Here is a 24723-nt window from a genome sequence, read left to right on the forward strand (position 1 = left end):
ATGGCATGGCTCTTTGCCAGCCTCCTGAGCCATTTTATCGCTGGCTGTCCCCGGTCTGGTCCTGGTCACTATGCAAGGTCTGATAGATGGCCTTGGCCTTGGCAGAGCCGATGCCCTTGACGGCCTCCAGCTCTTCCTGTGATGCCTGGCGCATGCGCTTGACTGATCCAAAGTGATTGAGCAGCTTCTTCTGGTAGGTGGGTCCGATGCCCGGAATCTCGTCCAGAGCCGACCGGAGGGCACCCTTGCGCCGAGTCTGACGGTGGTAGGTAATGGCGAATCGGTGAGACTCGTCCCTCACGCGCTGCAGCAGGTACATGCCCTCGGACTGGCGCTTGAGGATGATGGGATAGTCATCGTCAGGCACCCAGACCTCCTCCAGTCGCTTGGCCAGCCCGCAGAGGGCCACATCGTCCACACCGCAGTCGTGCAGGGCCCGTGCCGCGGCTGTTACCTGAGGCTTGCCACCATCGACTACGATCAGGTTGGGTTTGTAGGCGAAGTGGCGGGCGGAGGTGTTCTGCTGAACGATGGCCCCCTCCTCCTGCTCCACCAATTCAGTCGCCTTGTCGCCGGCCTTTCGCTCGGCCTCCATGCTGTCGCCGCTGTCACCGGCTATGTTGCCGTGACGGAAGCGCCGGGTCAGAGTCTCATAGATGGCGCTCATATCGTCCACAGCGCCCCTGCCGTCCTCGCCTCGAATGGCGAATCGACGATACTCGGACTTCTTAGGGACGGCATCCTCAAAGACCACCATGGAGGCCACCTGGAACTGGCCACCCACGGTGTTGGAGATGTCGTAACACTCGATGCGCAGCGGAGCGCGGTCCAGCCCGAGGGCCTTGGCCACGTCGTTCATGGCCTGGGTGCGCGTGCCCATGTCGCTCATACGACTGAGCTTGCTGCGCTGCAGGGCCTGGCGGGCGTTGGCATTGGCCCGGTCCATCAGGGACTTCTTCTCACCACGACTGGCCACACGAATGGTCACTGCGGATCCGCGCAGCTCCCGTAGCCACTCCTGCAAGTCGCCGGTCCGATCCGGCTGGATAGGGACAATGACCTCGGGAGGCACTGGAGAAATGGGGGCCAGCAGGTCGGCACGTCCGGTCTGATCCTGATGCTGGTGTCGGCTCCTGGTGGCCTTGGCCCGAGCTTCGGCATCCAGGGCCGTGACCTTCTGGGTGGAGCCCATGGCATCCCTGTCCTGGCTGATGGAGACGGGTGTGTCCGACTCCGTTGGCAGCTTGTGAAGTTCGCTGTCGTTCTCATTCATCAGATCCGAGTAGACCTGTACCAACAGGTCGCTGATCAGCTCGCTGTCGGAGACGTCCTCGACCCGCTCCACGCTCCAGTTGCGTTCGCCGCGGATGGCTCCAGAGCGCACGAAGAAAGCGTGTACCGAGGCCTCCAGTTCGTCCGAGGCCACGCCGAAGACATCCACATCCACGTTGGAGGCGAAGGCCACGGCGTTCTGCTCGATGACCGTATCCAGCATGGCGATCTGGTCGCGCAGGCGGGCGGCCTTCTCGAAGTCCAGCTCCTTACTGGCCTTCTGCATGCTCCTGGTCAGGCTTGCCCGGTAGCTCTTGCCCAGCCTGCCGGTGATGACCCCAGTCAGCTCCGTACAGAGACGACGGTGGTCGCTTGCGCTGATCCGGCCCACGCAGGGTGCCGAGCACTTGCCGATGGAGGCCAGCAGGCAGGGGCGGCCGCTAAGCTTGGCCTTGCGGAAAACGCCGGGAGTGCAGGTGCGCACAGGATAGGTCTTGAGCAAGGCATCCAGGGTGTGCTTCATGTCCCAGACCTTGGCGTAGGGGCCGAAGTAGCGGGTGTCATGCCGCTTGCGCACGCGGGTCATCCAGACCCGGGGGAACTCCTCTCCCACGGAGACAGCCAGATAGGGGTAGGTCTTGTCGTCACGCAGCTTGACGTTGAAGCGGGGGTCGAACTCCTTGATCCAGGTGTATTCAAGGGTCAGGGACTCCAGGTCGGTGCCCACGACGGTCCACTCCAGACTCCGGGCCGTCAGCACCATGGTCTGGGTGCGCGGATGCAAGTTTTCCAGGGGCTGGAAGTAATTGGTCAGGCGGTTGCGCAGGTTCTTGGCCTTGCCCACATAGATAACCCGACCGTCGCCATCCCGCCACTTGTAGACACCCGGCTGGGCTGGAATGTCCGATGTTTTGGGGCGGAAGAGGTCACGGCTATCCCCCAGCAGGGGTGCGCCGTTCTTGTTGACGCCGGTGGTGGTGCCGGTGGCGGACTCCTCCTCCAGGGCTTGAGCGGTGCGTCGCCATACCTGCGGCGTGTGACGCTCGAAGCAGCTACGGGTCATGATCGTGCAGCCTTGGCTACCTTGGCGGGATCCAGCATGGGCTTCAAATACTTGCCTGTCCAGCTGTCTGGATTGGCGGCCACCTGCTCAGGAGTCCCTTGGGCCACCACTGTGCCGCCACCGTCGCCGCCCTCGGGTCCAAGGTCGATGATCCAGTCAGCGGTCTTGATCACGTCCAGGTTGTGCTCGATGACGATGACCGTGTTGCCTTTGTCGACCAGGCCATGAAGGACCTTGAGCAGCTTACGGACATCCTCGAAGTGCAGGCCCGTGGTGGGCTCGTCCAGGATGTAGACGGTCTTGCCGTCGGAGCGCCGCTGCAGTTCGGTGGCCAGTTTGACCCGCTGGGACTCGCCTCCGGACAGGGTGGGTGCTGGCTGACCCAAGCGGATGTAGCCCAGGCCCACGTCCACCAGGGTGTCCAGGTAGCGGGCGATGGAGGGATAGGCCTTGAAGAAGTGGGCTGCCTCCTCGATGGGCATGTCCAGCACGTCCGAAACGGTCTTGCCGTTGTAGGTGACTTCCAAAGTCTCCCTGTTGTAGCGCTTGCCGTGGCAGGTCTCGCACTGCACGTAGACGTCGGGCAGGAAGTTCATCTCGATCTTGATGGTTCCGTCACCGTGGCAGGTCTCGCAACGGCCGCCCTTGACGTTGAAGGAGAAGCGGCCGGGACCATAGCCACGCACCTGGGCCTCCGGGGTCTTGGCGAAGAGCTGGCGGATCTTGTCCCAGACACCGGTATAGGTGGCCGGGTTGGAGCGCGGGGTGCGGCCGATGGGGTTCTGGTCCACATGGATGACCTTGCGCACCTGGTCCACGCCCTCTACCCGGGTGTGCTTGCCGGGCACAATGCGGGCATTGTTGAGCTGGTCGGCCAGAACCGGATAGAGGATGGAGTTGACCAGTGTGGACTTGCCGGAGCCGGAGACACCGGTTACCAGGGTCATGACCCCCAGCGGGAAGGAGACCTTGAGGTTTTTCAGGTTGTTCTCCCGAGCCCCTACCACGGTCAGCTGTCTGGTCCTGCTGGTCTTGCGGCGGCGCTTGGGCACCTCGATGGAACGACGACCGGCAATGTAGTCTGCGGTGATTGAACGCGGGGCCTTGACCAGGTCCTGCGAGCGCCCGGAGAAGATGACCTCACCGCCATGCTCGCCGGCCCCGGGGCCAATATCGACCAGCCAGTCGGCCTGGCGTATGGTGTCCTCGTCATGCTCGACCACAATCAGTGTGTTGCCCAGGTCACGCAGCCGCTGCAGGGTCCTGATCAGCCGGTCGTTGTCCCGCTGGTGCAGGCCGATGGAGGGCTCGTCCAGAACGTACATGACGCCCACCAGGCCCGAGCCGATCTGCGTAGCCAGACGGATGCGCTGGGCCTCGCCACCGGAGAGGGTGGCTGCGGCCCGGGACAGGGTCAGGTAGTTCAGACCCACGTCGTTGAGGAAGCGCAGGCGTGCACGGATCTCTTTGAGGACCTCGCCGGCGATCTTGGCCTGGGCGCCCTCCATATGCAGGCCCTCCACCCACTTCAGGCTGGCGGATACGGCCATATCGCAGACCTGGGCGATGGACAGACCGTCCACGGTCACGGCTAGGACCTCTGGTTTCAAGCGCTTGCCTTGGCAGACCTGGCAAGGCACCTCGCGCATGTATGATTCGTAATACTGCTTCATGGGCTGCGAGTCGGTCTCGTCGTGGCGACGCATCAGGGTGCGGACCACGCCCTCGAATCCGGTGGTGTACTCGCGCAGGCGACCCCAGCGGTTCCGATAGGAGACATCCACCTTGAAGTCGTGCCCGTACATGACAGCATGGCGGACTTCTTCCGGCAGGTCCTTCCAGGGGGTCGAGGTGGAGAAGCCCATTTCCTTGGCCAGGCCATCCAGCAGGTGGCCGTAGAAGCGCTGCTGGCTCTTGGTGCCGCTCCAGGGTTCCACAGCCCCGTCCTTGAGGCTCTTCTCCGGGTCGGGCACTACCAGCTCAGGGTCGATCTCCAGGTTGAATCCCAGGCCGGTGCAGGCCGGGCAGGCTCCATAGGGAGCGTTGAAGGAGAAGGTCCGTGGCTCGATCTCGTCCAGTTCCAGTTCGTGGCCGTTGGGGCAGGACCGCTTCTCGGAGAAGGGTTGGCGGCGCTCGGGATCCTTGGCATCCATATCCACGAAGTCGGCAACCACGGTGCCCTTGGCCAGTCGCAGGGCAGTCTCCACGGAGTCGGTCAGCCGCTGGCGCATGCCTTCGCGGATGACCAGTCTGTCCACCACCACCTCGATGGTGTGCTTTTTCTGCTTGGTCAGCTTGATGGAGTCGGACAGCTGGTGCATGTCCCCGTCGATGATGGCCCGGGAGTAGCCGTCGGAGCGCAGGAGCTCCAAGGTCTCCACGAACTCGCCTTTGCGGCCCTTGACGATGGGGGCCAGCAGCTGGAAACGGGTCCCTTCCGGCCTGGACATAAGGGTGTCGACGATCTGCTGCGGCGACTGGGCGCGCACCTCGGCCCCGCAGACCGGGCAGTGGGGAATGCCGGTTCTGGCGAAAAGCAGGCGCAGGTAGTCGTAGACCTCGGTGATGGTTCCCACAGTGGACCGGGGGTTGCGGTTGGTGGTTTTCTGGTCAATGGAGACCGCCGGGCTCAGGCCCTCGATGAAGTCCACGTCGGGCTTGTCCATCTGGCCCAGGAACTGGCGGGCATAGGCGGAAAGGGACTCCACGTAGCGGCGCTGCCCCTCGGCGAAAAGGGTGTCGAAGGCCAGAGAGGACTTGCCGGAGCCTGACAGGCCGGTGAAGACCACCATCCGGTTGCGCGGTATGGACAGGTTGACGTTCTTAAGGTTGTGGGCCCGGGCGCCTTGGATGACGATTTTTCGATCGTTGGGCACCATGGACAGGTCCGCCACCAGGGACCCCTTGGATTCGATCATGCGCGGGTTTTCGATGGCCGCGTCCACTATCGACATAGGCTTGTTCTGCTGCTTCACGTGCTTCCCATCCGCTTCCCTGAAGACCCATGGCCAAGGCTGAGGCCAAAGCCTGACCATAATATCGCCTGGGCCGAATAATTCGAACAGTTGTTCGATGACGGCTTAGATGGACAAGTCCGGCGAATTCAGAGGCGGGCGGCTGCAACCGTTGAGGAAGCAGTCGTGCTGGTGGTCGTTGATCATGCCGGCTGCCTGGAGGAAGGAGTGGACGGTCACCGGGCCCAGGAAGCGCAGGCCCAGGTCGCGCATGTCCTTGCACACGATGGCTGACAGGTGGTCGTAGCGCGGTATGGAGGGATCGTCCGGGTAGTCGTGGTTGATTGTCAGCCCACCGGTAAAGGACCAGCAGTAGCGGTCGAATTCCTCCCCAGGGAATTGGCTGGCGATAACGGCGGCATTGGCCACCGTGGCTTCGATCTTGCGTCGATTGCGGATGATGGCAGGGTCGGCCATGAGACGGTCGATTCGGTCGGTGTCGAAGGCGGCGACAGCTTTAATATCGAAGTTGTTGAAATCCTTGAAGAAGGCCTGACGACGATGCAGGATCAGCTGCCAGCTGAGCCCGCACTGAAATATCTCCAGGGAGAGCATAGCGAAGAGCCTCTGTGAGCCATGCAGGGGGCGGCCCCACTCATGGTCGTGGTAGCTGCGCATGAGCGGGTCGTCTACTCGAGCCCAGTCGCATCGAAGTAAAGGTTCGGCCATGCTGTACTCCCCTTTCCGGCATTCGGCTTCAGGCTAGCACCGGCGGCAGTCCTGACCGGGTGGTCAATACCACCGAGCCAGGCTGGCCGATTTAGAGTTGAAGCAGAGGCCGGTCGGCCCATGCCCGGGGTCATCCCCATGGCGGCAGTACGGTTGCGGCCGGCAAGGAGAGGAAGCATGTGCCATGACTGACAAGGACAATCCGCGTAGACTCTGGACCGACAAGGAGGATCCGGTCGAGAGAGCCAAGCGTACCTCCCCTGCCATGCAGGGCAGCCAATCAGCCAAAAATTCAGCAGGTGCAGGTTCCACGAAATCGAGCTCTGCATCGGCAACTCGGAGTTCGACAGATGTGCGTTCGGCATCTACAAATCCGTCGACTTCGAATTCATCAACTCCAGACTTGTCTGCTTCGGGTTCATCGCTTTCGGGTACTGCAGCCAAGCAGTCTGATGATTCGTCAGAGAAGGCAGCGGCTGGGAAAACCAGTCCTGATGAGACCGCCAATGGAGGCAAAGGTCGCTCTGATCGCAGCAGCAATGAGGCGACGCAGGGATCAAATCGGGCTGAGGAACGAACAAAGGAGCAACATCAAAAGCAGGGTCAGCCTAAAAAGGAACAGGAATCCTCCAAGGGTCGCGGCTGGAAGCTCTTCGAGGACATCCTGCTCTGGGTGGCCTGGGTGGCAATGGTGGGCTTCAACGGTTATGCAGAGGTCTACCACTTCAACGGCACGACCGTGGGTGGCCTGGCCCGCAAGGTCGACCTCTGGATTATGCCCGCCGGCTACGTTTTCGCCATCTGGGGGGTCATCTACATTGCCCTGGCCATATGGCTCTTCCGCTTCTGCCTGGCAGGCCCCAGCCGCAAACGCCTGGGATTCCTGCCCTTCACGCTGAGCGGGTTGCTCTTTGTAGCCACTTGCTGCCTGAATATCGCCTGGCTGGCTCTGTGGCACATGGAGCGCAATTTCTGGGCCCTGGTCATCATCCTCATTCTGACTGTGTTGGCCTGGATGCTCTATGCCCTGGTGCGCAGGGACGCCACCAAGGCCGGAACCCCGACCGCCGCCAAGGCCCTGGACTGGATTCCCCTGTCCATCTACGCCAGCTGGCTGAGCGTGGCCACCCTGGTCAACGCAGGATACATGGTGGTCGCCGGGCACAAGGTCAGCAATGCCGTCCAGGGATTTGCCACCATCATCGTGGTCGGCGCACTCCTGGCCGTAGCCTATCTGATGAACAGGCATGGCAAGGACTGGGTCTTCGGCCTGGTGGTCATCTGGGCATGTCTGGGCATCGGCATCAGGATCTTCTCCTTCGCGGCCGCCATGGGTGTGTTGGTCATCGCCCTGACGGCCGTGGGCGCCTTCCTGGTCTACTTCCCCTGGAGCAAGTTCAGACTGGTCCGTCGCTGATTCATCCACGACTCATCCATTGCCCCGTCAGCCGAGACGCACTGGCAGGGCTTGCTTCTTGCTACCATGATTCCTTGCAAGTTTTGAATCCACAAGGAAAGCGGGGTCGGAGGCGGCATGGCTATTGAGGCGCAGGGACTTGAGATCCGAATAGGTGCCCGACTACTGCTGCAAGCCACCGACTTCCATGTGACCAAAGGCGACCGCATCGGCCTGGTGGGTCGCAACGGCGCCGGCAAGACCACGTTGACCAGGGTCATCACCGGAGACATGCTTCCCTCGGCTGGCAAGGTGAGGGTGACCGGACAGCTGGGATACCTGCCCCAGTCCACACATGCGGGTGATTCCGAGCAAAGCGCCCTGGACCGGGTCATGAGCGCCAGGGATATCGCATCCATCATCCAGCGGATGCGTAAGGCCGAGACCGAGATGACCAATCCGGATCCCAAAATCATGGAAAAGGCCATGAAGCGCTACGACAAGGCCCAGCAGGACTTTGAGAACGCCGGAGGCTATGCGGCCCAATCACAGGCCATCGTCATGGGTGAGAGCCTGGGGCTCAGCCAAGAAACACTGCAGCAGGCACTGGGTACCCTCTCCGGCGGTCAGCGCCGACGGGTCGAACTGGCCAGAATCCTTTTCTCCGATGCCGACACCTTGATTCTGGACGAGCCCACCAACCATTTGGATGCCGACTCCATTGAGTGGCTCAAAGGCTACCTGCGCCGATTCGAGGGCGGCTTCCTGATCATCTCACACTCCACCGAGCTGCTTGACGAGACCGTCAACCGCATCTGGCATCTGGATGCCCAGCGCTCCTGCATCGACATGTACACCATGGGATGGAAGGCCTACCTGCGCCAGCGGGTGGTGGACGAGGAGCGCCGACGCCGCGAACGCGAGGTGGCCGAGAAGAAGGCCGACCGCCTGATGCGGCAGGGCATCCGCCTGCACGCCAAGGCCACCAAGGCCGTGGCCGCCCAGAACATGATGCGCCGCGCCCAGCGCCTGCTGGCCGACACCCAAGAGGCGGAAAAGGCCGAAAAGGTGGCCGACCTGCGCTTCCCGGATCCCGCTCCCTGCGGCCGCACGCCAATCATGGCCGAGGACCTGTCCAAGGCCTACGGATCCAACATTGTCTTCGCCGGCATCAACCTGGCCATCGACAAGGGCTCCCGGGTGGTCATCCTGGGGTACAACGGCGCTGGCAAGACCACCACCCTGCGGTTGCTGGCCGGCATCGAGCAGCCCGACACTGGCAAGGTGACCCTGGGGCATGGGGCCAAGATCGGCTACTTCGCTCAGGAGCACGACACCCTGGATAACGATGTCACCGTTCTGGAGAACCTACAGCACGTGGCCCCGGACCTGGACAACACTCAGGCGCGAACCATCCTGGGCTCCTTCCTCTTCTCAGGGGACGACGCCATGAAGCCCACCAAGGTTCTTTCGGGCGGCGAGAAGACCCGCCTGGCCCTGGCCACCCTGGTGACCAGCCGGGCCAACGTCCTGCTGCTGGACGAGCCCACCAACAACCTGGACCCCGCCTCGCGGGACGAGATACTCAAGGCCATCGCCAAGTACGAGGGGGCCATTGTGCTGGTCACCCACGACGAGGGGGCCGTCAAGGCGCTCAACCCTGAACGGGTGCTGCTCATGCCCGACGGTGATGAGGACCTCTGGAGCGACGACTATCTGGATCTGGTGGCTGAAGAGTAGGTAGCCACCTATTGGCCCATGGCTGTGGGTCGTCTGTGTCGTCAGCGGGTTAGTCGTCCTCCCCCAGGACCTCAACCCCTTTGACCCCTGGAGTCTGACCTATGGATTCGACTAGCTCGGTCACGTCCCCCTTGCCCAACAGGTTGACGGTGACATCGGCGCCCTTCCAGGCATCCCGGTGCAGCTCGTGGATGGTCAGCACCCGGGACTCGAAGCCCATGCGGGTGGCCAGCAGCAGGGATTCACGCAGGCAGCCGTGGCCGTCTTGGTATACGATGCGCAGAACTGTGTTCTGACGGTTGCGCAGGAACCACTTGAGGATGGGTGCGATGACCAGAACGGCCAGGAAGTAGAAGACGACAGCCAGGATGGCTATGGCGAAGAGCTGGACCCCGCAGGCCATGCCCACAGCAGCGGCCACCCAGATGGCACTGGCCGTCGTCAGACCCTTGACAGAATCGTGGTTGAAGAAGATGACCCCGGCGCCGATGAAGCCGATGCCCGAGGCCACTCCGGCCGCAATTCGGGAGGCATCCCAAGAGTAGTTGCCTACAGCGGCTTGGATGCCGTAAAGGGAGACCATGGTGAACAGGCAGCTGCCCAGACCCACCAGAATATGGGTGCGGATGCCAGCGTCATGTTTGAGGAACTCGCGCTCGAAACCGATTAGGCCACATAGGACCACCGTCAGGACCACTGCCATAATCTGGCCCGGGTTCGGCATTGCGAATCCCTGCATGAATTTCCTTTCCTGCCCTCGTAAATAGGCAGACCTTATAACGCTTGCAGGACATGGCCATCGGATAGAGTGGAGCCAGCACGTGGCCGGCCGTGCCGCCGCACGTGGACCTTTTGAATGAGGGGTGTGATGCCATGAAGCCGTCACCAGATGAACGCCGCGAAGCCCGGCGGACCCTGGCCACCAGCGCCTATTCAGCCGACATGATCCGATCCCTGGAGCAGCCGTTTTTGGACGACGGGGTGCCTCTGATGCGCATTGCCGCCGGATCCCTGGCCTCCGTGGCCGATGTCATGCTGACCCAGGCTGGACTGGAGCCGGCAGGCGCCAGGATCGTCCTGCTGGCAGGGGCCGGCAACAATGGCGGCGACGGGCTCTATGCCTCAGCTGATCTGGCCGGGCACGGGGCCGACGTGACTGTGGTGGCCACCGGACGCAGCCTGCACCAGGGTGGGCTGGATGCTCTTCTACGCGCCGGCGGAGTGGTCACGGCCCTGGATCCCCAGGCAGCCATCCCCGGCTGCGAGACCCCCTCCGGACCGGACCAAGCATCCGAGGAGATGGACCAGGCCTTGGAACTGTGCCGACAGGCGGATCTGATTATCGATGCCATGACGGGTATCGGCCTGAAGGGGGCGTTGCGCGGCATTCCCGCTGCTCTGGCCGTAGAACTGGGCATGGAGAGCGGTCTGCCCGACAGACCAGCCTGGCACGACCCCGCCGGCCAGGATAGGCCCTTGGTACTGGCTGTGGATACCCCCTCCGGTTTGGACGTGGACGAGGGCACACTTCCCGGTGCCTACATTCCGGCAGATGTGACCGTGACCATGGGAGCCATGAAACCCTGCCTGATGCTGCCCCCGGCCGCCTATGTCTGCGGCAGAATCGTCCTGGTTGACTTCGGTTTTGACACCTCGGCCCTGGTCCCCAGCGTCTCCTGCATGAGCGCTGAGGACTGCGCCAGTCTCCTGAGAGTGCCTCGGGTAAATGACACCAAGTACAGTCGGGGCGTGGTCGGCCTGGTCACCGGATCCGCCCTCTACCATGGCGCCGGGCTGCTCTCCAGCAAGGCTGCTGCCAACGGCAACGTGGGCATGATCCGTTACTGCGGCCCCGAGCAGGTGGGCGACCTGATCCTGCAGGAGCTGCCCGAGACCGTCCTAGGCCGCGGAAGGGTTGAATCCTGGGTTCTGGGCTCGGGTGTACCCACCAGGCAAGCACAGGAGGCAGCTGGACCTCAAGGCCAGGACGATCAGCGTGATCTGATTGCCGATATACTCAGCCGTCAGGCCGCCGACCTGGACGAGGATGAAGCAGCAGCTGACCCGCCGGTAGTAGCCGATGCGGGTGCTTTGGATCTGTTGCCGGACCGGCTGGGCCCACGCACGGTGCTTACCCCACATGCTGGCGAAATGGCAGCCTTACTCAACTCGCATGGCGAGAACGTGGACGGCGACCAGGTCATGGCCGAACCCCTGCATTGGGCAATCCGAGCCTGTCAGCTGACCGGGGCCACCATTCTGCTCAAGGGGGCCATCACATTGGTCGTCGGCGAGGACGGCACCGACCGTCCCCGCGTCATGACCACCGGCTTCGGCCCAGCATGGCTGTCTACAGCCGGATCAGGAGACGTGCTCTCCGGAACCATCGGGGCCATGCTGGCACAAAATGCCGGACCAATCCAGGATGATGCCACGCTGATGGTGGATCTAACAGCTGCTGCGGCCTTCGTGCACGGGCTTGCCGGTTCTCTGGCCAGCGGGGGCAGGCAGACCGGCTGGGAGCAACCACTGATCTTCGACCCGCGTAAGCCTCAGGATTTTGCGGATCTGGTAGCCCAGGACAGCCAGCAGGAGGGCCACGGGATAGCTTTAGGGCTTATGGGGCAGCCGATCCGTGCCGGCCAGGTGGCCGATGCTCTGCCCAGGGCTATGGGTCTGGTCATGTCAAGAGCCGCAGGGTCTGCTGATCAAATCGACCAATCCGCCCAGGAAGTGGACGATGCTTCCCTCTTCTTCGAAAACAGCTCGCTCTGGTTCTAAAAACACGTCATCAGAAAAGGAGTTGATTTGATGACCTCGCAGCTCATCGTCATGCGTCACGGAGAAAGCGTCTGGACTCAGAAGTCGGTCAACCGTTTCGCCGGTTGGGTGGACGTGCCTCTGACGGATCGCGGACTGCAACAGGCCCGCCATGCCGGACAGCTGCTCAAGGAATCAGGCCTGCTGCCCGACCTGGTCTTCACCTCTCTGCTGACCCGAAGCATCGTCACTGCAAACACGGTGCTGGACCTGGTTGATCGGGCCTGGATTCCGGTAGAGCGCACCTGGCGGCTGAACGAGCGCCACTATGGTGCATTCCAGGGACAGACGCGACCGGCCATGCTGGAACGCTATGGTCAGCAGCAATTCGACATTTACCGACGTTCCTACGATGTTAGGCCGCCTGCCATCGAAACCGATTCACCATACTTTCAGGGACCGGATCCACGCTATTACCCTGCCATGGGCGACGGGCTGGACGGCCAGAATCCGGCCGAGATCCGCGCCGAGTGCCTCAAGGATCTGCTGATCCGTCTGCATCCCTACTGGCGAAGCCGGATAGCCCCCAACCTGGCCCAAGGTCGGACTGTGCTCATCGTCACCCATGGTTCCGTGGTTCGGAGCCTGATCAAGGTCCTTGAAGACGTTGATGACAAGGACATCCGGTCCATCAACGTGCCCACGGGCGTTCCTATGGTCTACAACTTCAAGACCGATGAAGATGGCAATCTTCAAGTCATGGGTCCGGGTCGCTATCTTGATCAGAAGGCTGCGAACCGGGGCATAGCTGAAACCGCGGCCCTGGGCCGATAGAGACTTGGGTATAGATTTGCTTACATGACACTGCTCCAACTGCGCTACATCGTCAAGATTGTTGAATGCGGCTCCATGAACGAGGCCTCGCACGAGCTCTACATCTCCCAGCCGGCTCTGAGCTCATCGGTCAAGGAGTTGGAGAACGAGCTGGGCATCGAAATCTTCACCCGCCACTCCCAGGGGATTGCTCTGACAGTGGACGGGGCGGAATTCCTGACCTATGCCAGGCAGATTCTGGATCAGACCGACCTGCTGGAGGCCCGCTACCGGCAGGTCAGGCCCCGCAAGCAGCTCTGCCGGGTTTCCACCCAGCACTACATGTTCGCTGTGGAAGCTTTCGTGGAGATGATCAACTCCATCGATTCGGATGAGTACGAATTTACCATACGAGAGACGCGCACCAGGGACATCATTGACCAGGTGGCCACTCTTCAGTCCGAGATAGGCATCATCTACGAGTCCGACTTCAACAAACGGGTCCTGTCCAAGATGCTTCGTGAGAAACACCTGGACTTCCATCCCCTCTTCCGTGCAGATCTGCATGTCTTTATCGCCCGGACCAACCCCTTGGCTGATCGGGCCATGGTGACCATGAAGGACTTGGAGCCCTACCCCTTCCTGCAGTATGAGCAGGGCGAGGAGGGTTCCTTCTATTTTGCAGAGGAGGCAGTCTGGCCCGACTACTCCCCCAAGCAAATCACCGTGAGCGACCGGGCCACCATGCTCAACTTCATCGTCGGGCTCAACGCCTACACGGTCTGCACTGGCATCGACAACGAGGACCTTAACAACGAGAAGATCGTCAGTGTCCCCCTGGAGTCGGATGAATCCATGCTTTTGGGCTGGATCGTCAACAGCCGGACCAAGCTGTCCCATGCCGCCGAACTCTACTTGGACAAGCTACGCCAGGTGGTGTCCAACCACGGATATTCGCTGATCGAGCAGGAGTCAGGCAAGTAACAGTCAAGCGAGCAACAGCCGAACCGACAAAGGCTAAACGCAAACGACTGATCTAATAATGGCGATCCTTAATTTTTTGCCACAGATCGTAGGCACTTAGCAGTTGCCGCTTATTCTGCTTTCATCGCTGTTCCTTGGGCTCCGATAGATGGCATCTTCCCTTGGTGACCCACATCCTGCGATTTCAGTCCCAGGGCTTTGAGCAGGGCCCGGTCCAGATGTTCCAGGCCTCCCTGGCTCTTTGCAGCTGCGGTCAGATCCCAGACTTTGCCGTTGATCATGATGGTGGGGGTCGAGAACTCTCCTTTGGCATCCTTGGCGTCCTTGCGGGTGATGGCATAGGCGTTGACCTTGTCCACCCATGGTCTGTAGGTGCCCTGGGCAAAACGGTCTGCCAAGGACCTGGGCACGCCCGCCCCTACAGCCTGGTCGGCCAGGCGCGCGTCGGAGACGGCCTGATAGGAGCTTTCATTGGGTTGGAAGTCGGCAGCAAAGATGGCGGCGGCGAAGGCCGGCAGATGATCCGGATCCTCCTGGGCCACCATAGCCAAGGCGTTGTCCACGCGGCTGGAGTACTGGTCACTGGAGGCCGAATCAAGGAAGTTCAAAAAGTTGTAGGTGACGTTGATCTGGCCTGCGCTAATCATGCGCTGCAGCTGGGGATCGATGACCCGGCCCACCTTGCCACACCATGGGCACATGGGATCCATGAAGATCTCAAGGGTAGGCACATCAGCAACCTTCTTCTTGCTGCCGACTCCCTTAGCTGAAACGGTCAGCCCTCCCTGGTCGTCGGCAACTGACGGCTTGACGGTGACCGCTTGCAGTGCCTTGTAGGCCTTGGCATCCCCAGTGGGGCCCTTGCTGACTTGGGCGGACGATACCTTCGAGGAAGGCTTTTGGGCTGACTGGTCGTCTCCTGAACGGTTAGTCCACAGCATGTAGAAGCCGGCTACAAGCACCAGCACAAGAGCAATCGCAACCAGTATTAGCGGTAGCCTCCGAGACCGCTGCGCAGGCCGGCCTGTCTCTTCCGGTTCCTCAACAGTCGAAGGAGGCTCATCAGCAGGTTCTGCCTCATTCGAAGATTTCTCTGCACTAGTTGCTGTGTCAGAAACGGCAGGCTTGGCCGTCTCCTCTGAATTCGCCTGAGGAGCGGCATTCACTTCGTCGACCTCAGTCTGGTCCGGTTCCTCATGACCATTCTGCTCCAGCGGTTTCGTCATGGTCCATGGCCTTCCTTGCGATGATAATCCGTCGGCGTGCCCGTCGGACCTTTACCAATCTACACGAGGGTCATCCGACAGAATGACCATTTGAAGAATGTGCGTCAATGCGGCCCTGCACGCACAATCAACATATCGTATGAGCCAGGCATTTGCTCAGGCACCGTAGCGCGCCAAATAGTTCCTGGCGGCATCAGCCGTGCGCTGGTCCAGAATGGGCGACCCGTCCGGACCCTTCATAGAGGCGGCCGCGCCAAAGATCTGGCGGACGTTGACGATGCTGATGACCGGGAAGTGGAACTCGTCCATGATTGACTCCACGGCCGAGCCTTGGCCCTGTCCGGTGCGCTCCATTCGGTCCACGGAGAGCACTAGACCGACGATGGTCACCTTGGCCCGGGACATGATCTTGGGCACCACCTGTCGGACCGCAGTCCCGGCGGTCATGACATCATCCACCAGCAGCACCCTCATGCCATCCCTGAGCTGGGTTCCGACCATGAGGCCTCCATCGCCATGGTCCTTGACCTCCTTGCGGTCAAAGGTGTAGCCGACCGGCATGCCGTGCGCCCCACTCAGCGCTATGGCGGTGGAGACGGCCAGGGGAATTCCCTTGTAGGCCGGGCCGAATACCGTGTCGATGTCTGCGGGCAGGGTCCCCTGCTTCACAGCCTGTACAATGGTCCGGGCGTAAAACTCACCCAGCAGGGCAATCAGCCGTCCGTCATTGAAGGCCCCGGCGTTGATGAAGTAGGGCGAGCGCCGCCCTGACTTCAGGGTGAAGTCACCGAACTTGAGCGCTCCGCTCTGCAGCAGGAAGCTGGTGAAACCCTCCTGGATGCGGCGGGTCTGTTCCAGGGCATCCCCGTCATGGTCGTTGTTTTCCGCAGCGGTTGCGCTCATCGCCAGCACTTCCCTTTCTTGAGCAATTCGGCCAGATCGGGCCGCTCGTCTAAAAGATCATCCAGTTCGCGGGCCACCCTCATGGGCGCCACAGGGTCCACCAGGGCCGCAGCCCCCACCTCCACGGCGTTGGCCCCCGCATAGAGGAATTCCAAGGCCGTGCGTCCCGAGTCGATTCCTCCGATGCCGATGATGGGAATGTCGGGCAATGCCTGGCGCACCCGCCAGACGAAGGACAAAGCGATTGGCAGGATGCAGGGGCCTGAGACACCACCGGTGCCTTGGGCCAGGATGGGTTTGCCCGTATTGATGTCGATGCGCATGCCCACCAGGGTATTAATCAGGCTGAGGGCATCTGCTCCCCCATCAACGGCCGCTCGGGCCACCTCCACAATGTCCGTGACGTTGGGGGTCAGCTTGACCACCATGGGCTTGTCGGTCAGACCCCGCAGCCGGGTGATCAACCGGTTCAGAGCCTTGGCATCAGTGCCTACGGACATCCCTCCATGTGAGACGTTGGGGCAGGAGACGTTGATCTCCAACATATCCGCCGGGGAGTCTGCCAGCCGTTGCACAACGATGGCGTAGTCCTCATCGCTGTGGCCGGCCACGTTGGTGACCACGGTGGCTCCCAGGGCCTTGAGCCTGGGCAGTTCGTCCACCAGGTAATGGTCCACGCCCGGGTTCTGCAGTCCCACAGAGTTGACCATGCCGGCTGGGCTTTCGGCGGTCCTGGGCGTTGGGTTGCCTTCCCAGGGAACCGGCGAAACCCCCTTGGTGGAGATGGCGCCCATCTGGGAGACGTCGTAATAACCCCCGCAGGCATCCAGGTTGAAGGTGCCCGAGGCGGTACCCACCGGGTTCTTCCAAGGCGTGCCGGCCACAACAGTGCCATGCCGCCAGACGTGCGGTTCCAGAGGATCCATGGCTATGGCCGTCTGCATCTCTGCTATTGTCTGCTGGCTCATCGCGGCATCTCCTTGCTTCCTTCTGCATCCCAGATAAGACGATCGGCAGCGAAGACCGGGCCGTCCTTGCAGACCTTGAGCCTGCCGTCAACGGTATCGACCACGCAGGCCACACAGGTACCATAGCCGCAACCCATCCGGGACTCCATGCAGCACTGGGCAGGCAGGCCGGTCTTGCGGGCCCAGGCGGCCACGGCTCGCATCATGGGCAAGGGTCCGCAGGTCAGGATGATGGTCCGTTCGGTATCGATGTCGCCGCGAACCCGATCCAAGAGGGTTATGACATCCCCGGAGGCATTGTCGATGGACTCCAGTCGATCGGTCAGCGAGCCCATGATGGCATCGGCGAACCGATGGTCCCGGTAGCCCAGCAGGGCGGTGGTGCTTACACCGGACCGGCCTTGGAGGCATTGGGCTGCGCGAATCAGCGGAGGAACACCCAAGCCGCCGCCTACCAGCAGATAGTCTGCGGGCTTCTCCAGGTCGAAGCCGTGGCCCAGGGGCCCCAGCAGATCCACAGCCATGCCCGGTTGCAGGAGGGAGAATTCATTGGTCCCCTGGCCGACTACGGCGAAGATGATCTCGATCTGCTCGCCCGCCAGAACCCGGCTGATACCGAAGGGTCTGGGCATCATGGTCATGCGGTCTGCAGAGTAAAGGTTGATGAAGGCTCCTGCAGGGGCGTGGGCGGCCAGGTAAGGGTCGCGGATGGTCATTCGCCAGACCTGCCGGTCCAGGGGCTCCATGCCGGTGACCTGGGCAGTACGCCGTCCAGGCAGCCGACCTGCCCGTTCGGCCTGTTCTTCCACCCGACTGGTGGATATAAAGAGGTTGGTTTTCATCGGGCCTCCTTGATCGCCTGATTGAGATCGTCCTTCATAGCCTGCGCAGCTTGGCGGGCATCGCGGGTGACCATGCCCAGGGCCGCCTGAACGCTGAGCCGCGGGCTGTAGTCCGGATCCTTCCGCCAGGCTGCGATGATTCCCCGAGAGGAGTTGACCACAGCGCCGCCGCCGGACTGGTCGAACATGGGCGCCACGTCGGCCGCTGAACCGCCCTGCGCTCCGTAACCGGGGACCAGGAAAAAGGTGTGGGGCATGGCCTGCCGCAGAAGGGTGCCATCCTCAGGATGGGTGGCGCCGACCACAGCACCAAGCCTGGAGTAACCCGATTCCCCGATGGAGGATTGTCCCCAGGATTCCACCAGATCGCCCAGGCGCTGATAGATGGTTCCGCCGCCTGAGGCCGTGTCCAGGCCCAGTTCCTGGATTTGGCTGCCCGAGGGATTGGATGTGCGCACCAGGGCGAATAAGTCGCCCTGGATGTGCTCGGCAGCCTGCAGGAAGGGTTCCACCCCATCGGAGCCCAGGTAGACATTGATGGTCAGGGCATCCTCGTACCAGGGGAATCTACCGCCACTGTGAGCCGGCCCGTCGATCGTCTGCCCAGGAGTGAAGGGTAGAGGAAGCCCGTCCAGGTGGGCGGCGTAGGCCTCAGCCGTGGAGCCGATGTCACCGCGCTTGACATCCCCGATGACATAGAGGCCACGGTCGGCTGCGGCTCGGCAGGTGCTGGTGTAGGCCCTGATGCCCCAGGGTCCCAGTGCCTCGTACATGGCAATCTGAGGCTTGACTGCAGGCACTAGGTCGGCCACGCCTTCCAGGATGGCCAGGTTAAAGCGCAGATAAGCCCTGGCCAGATGGTCCGCCCAGACAGCCTGAGCCTGTTCGCCCTGGGTCTGCTGCAGGTCCTTGGGGTCCAGGCCCATCTGAGCCATGCTCCCGGCTGCGCGCTGTCTGGCCTGTTCGATCAGCTGGCTGGGCAGCAGTTCCGGTCGCGGATCCAGACCGACCACGGTCGGATTGTTCTTGTCTTGGACGAGCGCAGTCAGTCGGTCCATACTCGGATCCTTTCCCTGGCGATGACGCGGCTTGCGGGCAGGCGGGAGAATACCAGACGCCCATCCTTTATGGTGGCCATGACCCGGCCGGTCAGCTCTGTTCCGGCGAAGGGGGTGTTCCGTGCCTTGGAATGGAAGCGGCTGGGATCTACCTCCCACTTGGCCCCGGGGTCCAAGATGACCAGGTTAACGGGTGGCAGATTGGCATCGCTATGACGGTCGGCCTCCAGCTGCAGGTGACCGGCTTTATTGACCTTGTTCGCCGTATGCGAGGGCAGGTCTTCAGGCAGGAGCCGACGCATGCCCATGAGCTCGGCTGGAGCCAGGGACATGAGTTCGATCAGGCGGTCATGGCTGACGAGCCCGCTCTTGACCAGGACCTGGTTGCAGACTGCATAGGCAGTCTCCAGACCGATGATGCCGTTCGGGGCATTCTTGAGCCCCAGTGCCTTCTCAGCAGCGGTGTGGGGGGCATGGTCGGTGGCAATCATGTCCACGGTGCCGTCGGCTACGGCCTCAAGTGCAGCCTGCTGGTCAGCGCGGGAGCGCAGTGGAGGGTTCATCTTGGCCATGCTGCCGCAACGCAGCAGGTCCTCGTCGCAGAGGGCCAGATAGTGGGGTGCGGTCTCGCAGGTGACCGGCAACCCACGGGTCTTGGCCCGGCGAACAGCCTCGAATCCCCCGGCAGTGCTGACATGCTGCAGATGCACCCGGGTGCCGGTACGTTCTGCCAGTTCGATGTCCCGGTTGATAATGGCGGTCTCGGTGGAGGCGGGAATCCCTTCCAGTCCCAGCCGGCGGCTGACGGCCCCCAGGTTGACCTGACCATGCTCGTGGTGTTCACAGTGATCCAGGATGGGCAGGTCGAATTCTCGGGCATTGGCAGCAACGGCATCCAGGGTCTGATCGGTTACTGCCGATCCGTCATCGCTGATGGCCACTACAGGATGGTCGTATCCGTGGCCAGGCAGGTGACTCGACCAGTCGTCTGGGTTTGAGGCCTGCCTGCCGGCCCGGTCCAGAGTGGCCGCCACGCAGAGGTCGTAGTCCACCGGCAGGCTCAGCCCATGGTCCTGCTCGTAGGATTCCAGGTAGTCGATGATCGTACGCCCATCGGCCATCCTCGCACGGCCGTCCATGGCTGGCTGGGTATTGGGCATGAGCAGTATCAGCCCGTAGCCTCCGGCAGCTGCGGCAGCTGTGCCGGTGACCATGTCTTCTTTGTCAGTTTGGCCAGGGTCGCGCAGGTGGACGTGCGGGTCTACCAGGGCCGGAGCCAGTACCAGCCCCGAGGCGTCTATCTGATCCACCTCTGCCGACATGGCGCCGGTCTCGTCAATCAGCGTGCTGTCAACCGTCTGGGGAAGCATCAGATCGACCGCCCTGCCGGTGCGCCAATCAGTCAACCCCAGCAGCCGCATGTCAGTCTTCTGCCTTCTCGTCGCAGTAGTCGCAGCGATAGACACCGGCAGCGTCCAGGTGGAAGCGCTGGTCCACACCAGTCTCCACCGTGGTGACGCAACGAGGGTTGACGCAGGTGATGACGTTGATCAGATGGTTTGGCCGGTCAGGCTGATGCTTGCTGACGATCCGGCCCTGCCTGACTACATCGACGGTGGCCTCGGGAGCGATGAACCCGAGGGCGGTCAGGTCCAGATCACCGGTCTGCTCGATCTTGATGATGTCCTTGGAACCGTACTTGCGGCTGTCCGTATTCATGATCAGGGCCAGCCGGGTCTTCGCCGGGTCCACGCGCAGGTAGTGCAAGACCTTCAGGGCTGTGCCCGCACGAACGTGGTCGATGATGATGCCGTCAACAATGCTGGTGACCTTCATGCCGCCACCTCCTTCTGCTTGCGATAACCGGGCAGCTCGTCGCCCAGCAAGGCGCTCTCCAGGGCCATTCTGACCAGCATGCCGTTGCGAACCTGCTGGAAGTAGGCCGCACGCGGATCATCGTCCACCTCCACGGCAATTTCGTTGACTCTGGGCAACGGATGGAGGATGGCCATGTCGGGGCGCGCAGCCCGAAGCTTGTCGGCATCCAGAATGTAGGTGTCACGCAGACGCAGGTAGTCGTCTTCGTTGAAGAATCGCTCCTGCTGGACGCGGGTCATATAGAGCACGTCCAAGTCGCCGATGACACCGTTCAGATCCCCGGTCTCACGGTAGGTGCAATCGGCCGAAGAGCGGATCCGTTCCAGAACGTATTCGGGAGTGCGCAGCTCGTCGGGGCTGATCAGGACGAAGTCTACGTGGCCCAGTCGGCAGAGGGTGGTGATCAGGGAGTGGACGGTACGACCGAAGGTCAGGTCCCCGCACAGACCGATGGTCAGATGGTTCAGCCGACCCTTGCGGGCGCGGATGGTGGCCAGGTCGGTCAGGGTTTGGGTCGGGTGCATGTGCCCACCGTCACCGGCGTTGATGACTGGGACCGTAGCCGCCTGGGAGGCCACCAAGGCAGCACCCTCCTTAGGGTGGCGGATGGCCACGATGTCAGCGTAGTTGGAGACCGTCTTCAGGGTGTCGCTGATGGACTCCCCCTTGGAGACGCTGGCCAGCTGGGCGCCGGCGAATCCTATGACCTGGCCGCCCAGACGGAGCATGGCCGTCTCGAAGCTGAGCCGGGTTCGGGTGCTGGGTTCATAGAAGAGCGTGGCCAGGACCCGGCCGTCACAGGTGTGGGCCACCTGACGGCGATGGGTGTCGATGTAGGCCGCCCGATCCAGCAGGTCCAGGATCTGGGTCATGGGAATGTCGTCGAGGGTAACCACACTTCGCCCACGAAGCGGAACGACGGCGGAAGAGGTGTTGGATGCGTGATCAACTTGTTGGGACAACGGCTCACCTTCCTCAAGGTGGCCACCTTATGTGACCTGAACAAGCATACGACCCCGGATGGACCCAGAGTCAGCGGCCGTAAAAGAGTCGTTCCATGACCTGCCTACAGCGGCGCATGGCCGCCAGCAGCTCGTTGACGAAGTGCTGGCCCCGGTGGGCCGGGTAGCCCAAGCAGACCGCGATGCCCCCCAGAACCTGCCCGTCGTCGGGCAGGATGTCCGCCTGGGAGACACGTCCGGACCAGAGGAAGTTGGCGTTCCGGGCTGCGGTGCAGAGCACCCAGCTGCGGCGCAGGGCCTTGGCATCCTTGGCCTCTATGAGTCCCGCAGACTCCAAGGCATCCAAGGCGGTCAGCGTCCCGGTGACCTGTAGCTCAGGCAGATTGTGGGCGTGACGCAGCTGGAGGAGCTGAACCGTCCATTCCACGTCAGACAGCCCTCCCCGGCCCAGCTTCAGATGCCGATCCCGACGCACGCCGCGCGGAAGTCGCTCCGCCTCCATTCGGGCTTTAAGACGGCGGATCTGCCCTAGCTCCTCCTCATTTGGCGGCTGCTCGGGGTAGCGAAGCGGATTGGCTATACCCTCCAGAAAATCCTTGGCCAGAGCAGCATTCCCAGCTGCGAATCTGGCACGGATCAGGGCCTGATGTTCCCAGGTTTCTGACCAGTCGCGGTAGTAGCGCTGGTAGGAGTCCAGGGAACGCACCAGAGGCCCCTGACGTCCTTCGGGACGCAGGTCGAAGTCCAGGTCGATGCCGGGCTCCAGGCTGGCCGGTCCAGCCAGGACGGCCCGCAGATCGGCAGTCACGCCACGTGCGAATTCAGCCGTCTGGTCCTGGTCGGCGCCTGATGCGGGACGGTATACCAGCATGATGTCGGCGTCCGAGTTGAAGTTGACCTCCCTGCCCCCGTAACGACCCATAGCGATCAGGGCCATTTCTGCCGGCGCTTGACGCGGTTCTTCATCACTCGAACCTGTCTGACCCAGACGGTTGCCCACGGCCCAGTCCAGGGCGGCATCGATAGCTGCATCGTAAACATCGGACATGCCCGCTAGGCAGGCCTGCTGATCGTCCACACCGCTCATCCAACCCAACCCGATCCGCTCGATTTCCTGGCGGCGCATGGCCCGCACTGCAGTGGCGAAATCCTCCAGCGAGTCCGCATGCCGGGTTCGATAAGCTACAGCGCGCTTGTCCAAGGTGGCTCGATCACGGGGGATCATATCCTGGTCGTGACCCAGCCAGGTCACCGACTGGACGGATCGAGCCAGGGCACCGGACAGGTAACGCGAGTTGGACAGGATATGGCAGAGGCGGCGGGCTGCCGAGGTGGAGTCCCGTAGAAAGCCCAGATAGGTGCTCTTGCCGCCGAAGTGCTCCTCCAGGGTTCGCCAGCCCAGGAGTCCCATGTCAGGGTCTTGCCCCTCCCCCAGCCACTGGAGGACGGCGGGCATGAGAATCCGGTTGATACGCGCCGATCGAGTGACCCCTGTGGTCAGGGCCGTGACATGGCGAATGGCTGCATCAGGGTCCGCGAAGCCAATAGATGCAAATCTGGCACGTGCCGCCTGGGGGCGCAGGCTGACCTCATCCTCGTCCACCTGGGCGTTGATGGGCAGCATGGGACGGAAATAGATGGCCTGGTGAAGGTTGCGGACCTCGATCCTGGTGGCTTGGTATTGGGCCAGCATCTGGTCGGCATGCAGTCCGAAGGCCCGGGCCAGTCGCCGAAGATCACGGTTGTTCTCCAGCTCTTCCAGGCTGGGTGGCCGCTGGCCGGGGGCGCCTGAACGGTTGATTTTTGGAAAGAGGTGGGTGCGACGCAGCTGCCACATCTGCAGACGATGCTCCATGACCCGCTCAAACCGGTAGTCATGGTCCAGCTGATCGCCGTGCTTGCGTGAAATGTAGCCGCCGCGCGACAGGGCCTGCAGGGCATCCAGGGTGGCAGGACAATGCAGATCCTCGTCGCTGGAGCCATGAACCAGCTGGAGCATTTGGACGGTGAATTCCACGTCCCGCAGTCCGCCCTGGCCCAACTTAATCTCGCGCTCCTTGCGGTCCTCTGGTATCAGCCGCTCCACACGCTGGCGCATCCGCTGGCAATCGTAGACGAAGTTGGGTCGCTGACATGCTCCCCAGACCAGGGGCTCGACCATGGCCGAATAGTCCTCGCCCAGGTCCTTGTCGCCCGCAACCGGACGGGCCTTGAGCAGAGCCTGGAACTCCCAATTCTCAGCCCATTGGGCATAGTAGTCAGCGTAGGAGGCCAGACGGCGCACCAGAGGGCCGTCACGTCCCTCGGGCCTCAGGGTAGTATCGACCTTCCAGAGCGGCGGCTCCGTCGAACCGGGGATGACCGACTGGCAGACCCGCTGCAGGAGGACGGCCATGGCAGTACCCACGGCGATGGGATCTGTCTCGCTTGTGTCCGCCCCCGAAGCCGGCTCCACCAAGTACATGAGATCCACATCGGACACGTAGTTGAGTTCCTGGGCACCCAGCTTGCCCATGCCAATGACCGTCAGACGGCATGAATCCGCATTGGGAACCTGACGACTGGCGATGCTCAGAGCCCCTTGTATTGCAGCGTCGGCCATGTCCGACAAAGCGCGGCTGATTTCCGGCTCCAGCTCTAGAGGATCCTCTGCTGCCAGATCCCGGGCCATGACGGCAGCCAGCTGCAGCCGGTATTCGAACCGCAGCGCATCGGCGTAGGTCGCCAGCGAGGGCACGGAGTCCGAATTTGCCTCCGCCTTATCCAAGGCGTCAAGAACCCGCTTCTGTCTGGTTTCCGCCGTGCAGTCAGCCAGGTGGTCAGGGTCGAAGGTGGCCGCCTCTACCAACTCCGGCCGCGAGCGCATCAGTCGGCCCATGGCCTCCGAGGCCCCCAACACCCTGATCAGCGACTGGGCGGCCTCTTTGTTTTCCATTGGGGATCCGGCAAGAAAGTCCGGCCGGGCTCCCTGTGGATACTGCTCCAGAATTCGTATCAGCCCAGCAAGGGCTTCGTCCGGATCACAGGCCTGGTCGAGGCTCTGGACCAGGGTTTGCTCCAGCTCCTGATCGTCCACCATGCGGGCAAGCCGATCCAGCCTAACCCGGGCCTTGTCCAGGTCGTGCAGCCCAAGGTGTATTAGGGTCGAAGTGGACGGTCGCGCCGGATCTGCCAT

Annotated in this window: 18 protein-coding genes; 5 read left to right on the forward strand and 13 right to left on the reverse strand. The window is 62.2% G+C overall.

Features of this window, described 5'->3' with window-relative positions; all coding sequences use genetic code 11:
- Positions 1-34 precede the first annotated feature (34 nt).
- The 3 genes from uvrC to ACVWNW_RS09040 form a co-directional block, all read right to left on the reverse strand.
- Positions 35-2335 (reverse strand): excinuclease ABC subunit UvrC, encoded by a 2301-nt coding sequence (gene uvrC / locus ACVWNW_RS09030; RefSeq protein WP_454482311.1) that lies wholly within the window; start codon positions 2333-2335, stop codon positions 35-37.
- Positions 2332-5289: an excinuclease ABC subunit UvrA gene (gene uvrA / locus ACVWNW_RS09035; RefSeq protein ID WP_454483457.1), complete on the reverse strand. Its 2958-nt coding sequence runs from the start codon at positions 5287-5289 to the stop codon at positions 2332-2334. Before uvrA ends, uvrC begins: the two co-directional genes overlap by 4 nt.
- A 126-nt stretch (positions 5290-5415) precedes the next feature.
- Positions 5416-6018, reverse strand: coding sequence for a DNA-3-methyladenine glycosylase I (locus ACVWNW_RS09040; RefSeq protein WP_454482313.1), 603 nt, complete (start codon positions 6016-6018; stop codon positions 5416-5418).
- A gap of 184 nt (positions 6019-6202) precedes the next feature.
- Between ACVWNW_RS09040 and ACVWNW_RS09045 the strand changes: the two genes are divergently transcribed.
- On the forward strand, positions 6203-7435 hold the full coding sequence (locus ACVWNW_RS09045) for a TspO/MBR family protein (RefSeq protein ID WP_454482315.1): 1233 nt from the start codon (positions 6203-6205) through the stop codon (positions 7433-7435).
- A 117-nt stretch (positions 7436-7552) separates the two neighbouring features.
- Positions 7553-9154 carry an ABC-F family ATP-binding cassette domain-containing protein gene (locus ACVWNW_RS09050; protein ID WP_046322930.1) on the forward strand — a complete coding sequence of 534 codons (1602 nt, stop codon included), beginning with the start codon at positions 7553-7555 and terminating at the stop codon, positions 9152-9154.
- Positions 9155-9203: 49 nt separating this feature from the next.
- On the opposite strand, the gene ACVWNW_RS09055 is transcribed toward ACVWNW_RS09050, so the two are convergent.
- Entirely contained in the window at positions 9204-9893 is a 690-nt protein-coding gene (locus ACVWNW_RS09055; protein ID WP_046322931.1) for an MgtC/SapB family protein, read from the reverse strand.
- Between the two features lie 134 nt (positions 9894-10027).
- Here ACVWNW_RS09055 and ACVWNW_RS09060 point away from each other — a divergent pair, with 134 nt between their 5' ends.
- Genes ACVWNW_RS09060 through ACVWNW_RS09070 form a run of 3 tightly spaced genes read left to right on the forward strand, consistent with a single transcriptional unit; the run spans position 10028 to position 13711 of the window.
- Positions 10028-11935 carry a bifunctional ADP-dependent NAD(P)H-hydrate dehydratase/NAD(P)H-hydrate epimerase gene (locus ACVWNW_RS09060; protein ID WP_454482318.1) on the forward strand — a complete coding sequence of 636 codons (1908 nt, stop codon included), beginning with the start codon at positions 10028-10030 and terminating at the stop codon, positions 11933-11935.
- A gap of 30 nt (positions 11936-11965) precedes the next feature.
- Positions 11966-12748, forward strand: coding sequence for a 2,3-bisphosphoglycerate-dependent phosphoglycerate mutase (locus ACVWNW_RS09065; RefSeq protein ID WP_454482320.1), 783 nt, complete (start codon positions 11966-11968; stop codon positions 12746-12748).
- Positions 12749-12772: 24 nt separating this feature from the next.
- A complete protein-coding gene (locus tag ACVWNW_RS09070; protein ID WP_198229309.1) occupies positions 12773-13711 on the forward strand; it encodes a LysR family transcriptional regulator in 939 nt (312 codons plus the stop codon).
- A 110-nt stretch (positions 13712-13821) separates the two neighbouring features.
- Here ACVWNW_RS09070 and ACVWNW_RS09075 read toward each other — a convergent pair whose 3' ends face one another.
- The 9 genes from ACVWNW_RS09075 to ACVWNW_RS09115 all read right to left on the reverse strand — a co-directional run bounded on the left by ACVWNW_RS09075 (position 13822) and on the right by ACVWNW_RS09115 (position 24723).
- Positions 13822-14937 carry a DsbA family protein gene (locus ACVWNW_RS09075; protein ID WP_454482322.1) on the reverse strand — a complete coding sequence of 372 codons (1116 nt, stop codon included), beginning with the start codon at positions 14935-14937 and terminating at the stop codon, positions 13822-13824.
- Positions 14938-15093: 156 nt separating this feature from the next.
- The gene (gene pyrE / locus ACVWNW_RS09080) at positions 15094-15840 is read right to left on the reverse strand and encodes an orotate phosphoribosyltransferase (protein WP_454482324.1); all 747 of its coding nucleotides are present in this window, start codon (positions 15838-15840) and stop codon (positions 15094-15096) included.
- Positions 15837-16808: a dihydroorotate dehydrogenase gene (locus ACVWNW_RS09085; protein WP_261254307.1), complete on the reverse strand. Its 972-nt coding sequence runs from the start codon at positions 16806-16808 to the stop codon at positions 15837-15839. The genes pyrE and ACVWNW_RS09085 overlap by 4 nt, the downstream gene beginning before the upstream one ends.
- On the reverse strand, positions 16805-17650 hold the full coding sequence (locus ACVWNW_RS09090) for an iron-sulfur cluster-binding protein (RefSeq protein ID WP_261254305.1): 846 nt from the start codon (positions 17648-17650) through the stop codon (positions 16805-16807). The genes ACVWNW_RS09085 and ACVWNW_RS09090 overlap by 4 nt, the downstream gene beginning before the upstream one ends.
- The gene (gene pyrF / locus ACVWNW_RS09095) at positions 17647-18708 is read right to left on the reverse strand and encodes an orotidine-5'-phosphate decarboxylase (protein WP_454482327.1); all 1062 of its coding nucleotides are present in this window, start codon (positions 18706-18708) and stop codon (positions 17647-17649) included. Before pyrF ends, ACVWNW_RS09090 begins: the two co-directional genes overlap by 4 nt.
- Complete coding sequence (locus tag ACVWNW_RS09100) at positions 18696-20129, reverse strand: dihydroorotase (RefSeq protein WP_454482329.1); 1434 nt, start codon at positions 20127-20129, stop codon at positions 18696-18698. Before ACVWNW_RS09100 ends, pyrF begins: the two co-directional genes overlap by 13 nt.
- 1 nt (position 20130) lies before the next feature.
- Positions 20131-20544: an aspartate carbamoyltransferase regulatory subunit gene (locus ACVWNW_RS09105; RefSeq protein ID WP_454482331.1), complete on the reverse strand. Its 414-nt coding sequence runs from the start codon at positions 20542-20544 to the stop codon at positions 20131-20133.
- Positions 20541-21548 carry an aspartate carbamoyltransferase gene (gene pyrB / locus ACVWNW_RS09110; RefSeq protein ID WP_046322941.1) on the reverse strand — a complete coding sequence of 336 codons (1008 nt, stop codon included), beginning with the start codon at positions 21546-21548 and terminating at the stop codon, positions 20541-20543. Before pyrB ends, ACVWNW_RS09105 begins: the two co-directional genes overlap by 4 nt.
- Before the next feature lie 70 nt (positions 21549-21618).
- A complete protein-coding gene (locus ACVWNW_RS09115) occupies positions 21619-24723 on the reverse strand; it encodes a bifunctional [glutamine synthetase] adenylyltransferase/[glutamine synthetase]-adenylyl-L-tyrosine phosphorylase (protein WP_454482333.1) in 3105 nt (1034 codons plus the stop codon).

The sequence above is a fragment of the Bifidobacterium sp. JNUCC 75 genome, assembly GCF_054819865.1.

Bases quoted from the DNA above. Each gene is read 5' to 3' on its own strand.
- uvrC (WP_454482311.1), bottom strand. From the start codon at position 2,335: ATGACCCGTAGCTGCTTCGAGCGTCACACGCCGCAGGTATGGCGACGC.
- uvrA (WP_454483457.1), bottom strand. From the start codon at position 5,289: ATGTCGATAGTGGACGCGGCCATCGAAAACCCGCGCATGATCGAATCC.
- ACVWNW_RS09040 (WP_454482313.1), bottom strand. From the start codon at position 6,018: ATGGCCGAACCTTTACTTCGATGCGACTGGGCTCGAGTAGACGACCCG.
- ACVWNW_RS09045 (WP_454482315.1), top strand. From the start codon at position 6,203: ATGACTGACAAGGACAATCCGCGTAGACTCTGGACCGACAAGGAGGAT.
- ACVWNW_RS09050 (WP_046322930.1), top strand. From the start codon at position 7,553: ATGGCTATTGAGGCGCAGGGACTTGAGATCCGAATAGGTGCCCGACTA.
- ACVWNW_RS09055 (WP_046322931.1), bottom strand. From the start codon at position 9,893: ATGCAGGGATTCGCAATGCCGAACCCGGGCCAGATTATGGCAGTGGTC.
- ACVWNW_RS09060 (WP_454482318.1), top strand. From the start codon at position 10,028: ATGAAGCCGTCACCAGATGAACGCCGCGAAGCCCGGCGGACCCTGGCC.
- ACVWNW_RS09065 (WP_454482320.1), top strand. From the start codon at position 11,966: ATGACCTCGCAGCTCATCGTCATGCGTCACGGAGAAAGCGTCTGGACT.
- ACVWNW_RS09070 (WP_198229309.1), top strand. From the start codon at position 12,773: ATGACACTGCTCCAACTGCGCTACATCGTCAAGATTGTTGAATGCGGC.
- ACVWNW_RS09075 (WP_454482322.1), bottom strand. From the start codon at position 14,937: ATGACGAAACCGCTGGAGCAGAATGGTCATGAGGAACCGGACCAGACT.
- pyrE (WP_454482324.1), bottom strand. From the start codon at position 15,840: ATGAGCGCAACCGCTGCGGAAAACAACGACCATGACGGGGATGCCCTG.
- ACVWNW_RS09085 (WP_261254307.1), bottom strand. From the start codon at position 16,808: ATGAGCCAGCAGACAATAGCAGAGATGCAGACGGCCATAGCCATGGAT.
- ACVWNW_RS09090 (WP_261254305.1), bottom strand. From the start codon at position 17,650: ATGAAAACCAACCTCTTTATATCCACCAGTCGGGTGGAAGAACAGGCC.
- pyrF (WP_454482327.1), bottom strand. From the start codon at position 18,708: ATGGACCGACTGACTGCGCTCGTCCAAGACAAGAACAATCCGACCGTG.
- ACVWNW_RS09100 (WP_454482329.1), bottom strand. From the start codon at position 20,129: ATGCGGCTGCTGGGGTTGACTGATTGGCGCACCGGCAGGGCGGTCGAT.
- ACVWNW_RS09105 (WP_454482331.1), bottom strand. From the start codon at position 20,544: ATGAAGGTCACCAGCATTGTTGACGGCATCATCATCGACCACGTTCGT.
- ACVWNW_RS09115 (WP_454482333.1), bottom strand. From the start codon at position 24,723: ATGGCAGATCCGGCGCGACCGTCCACTTCGACCCTAATACACCTTGGG.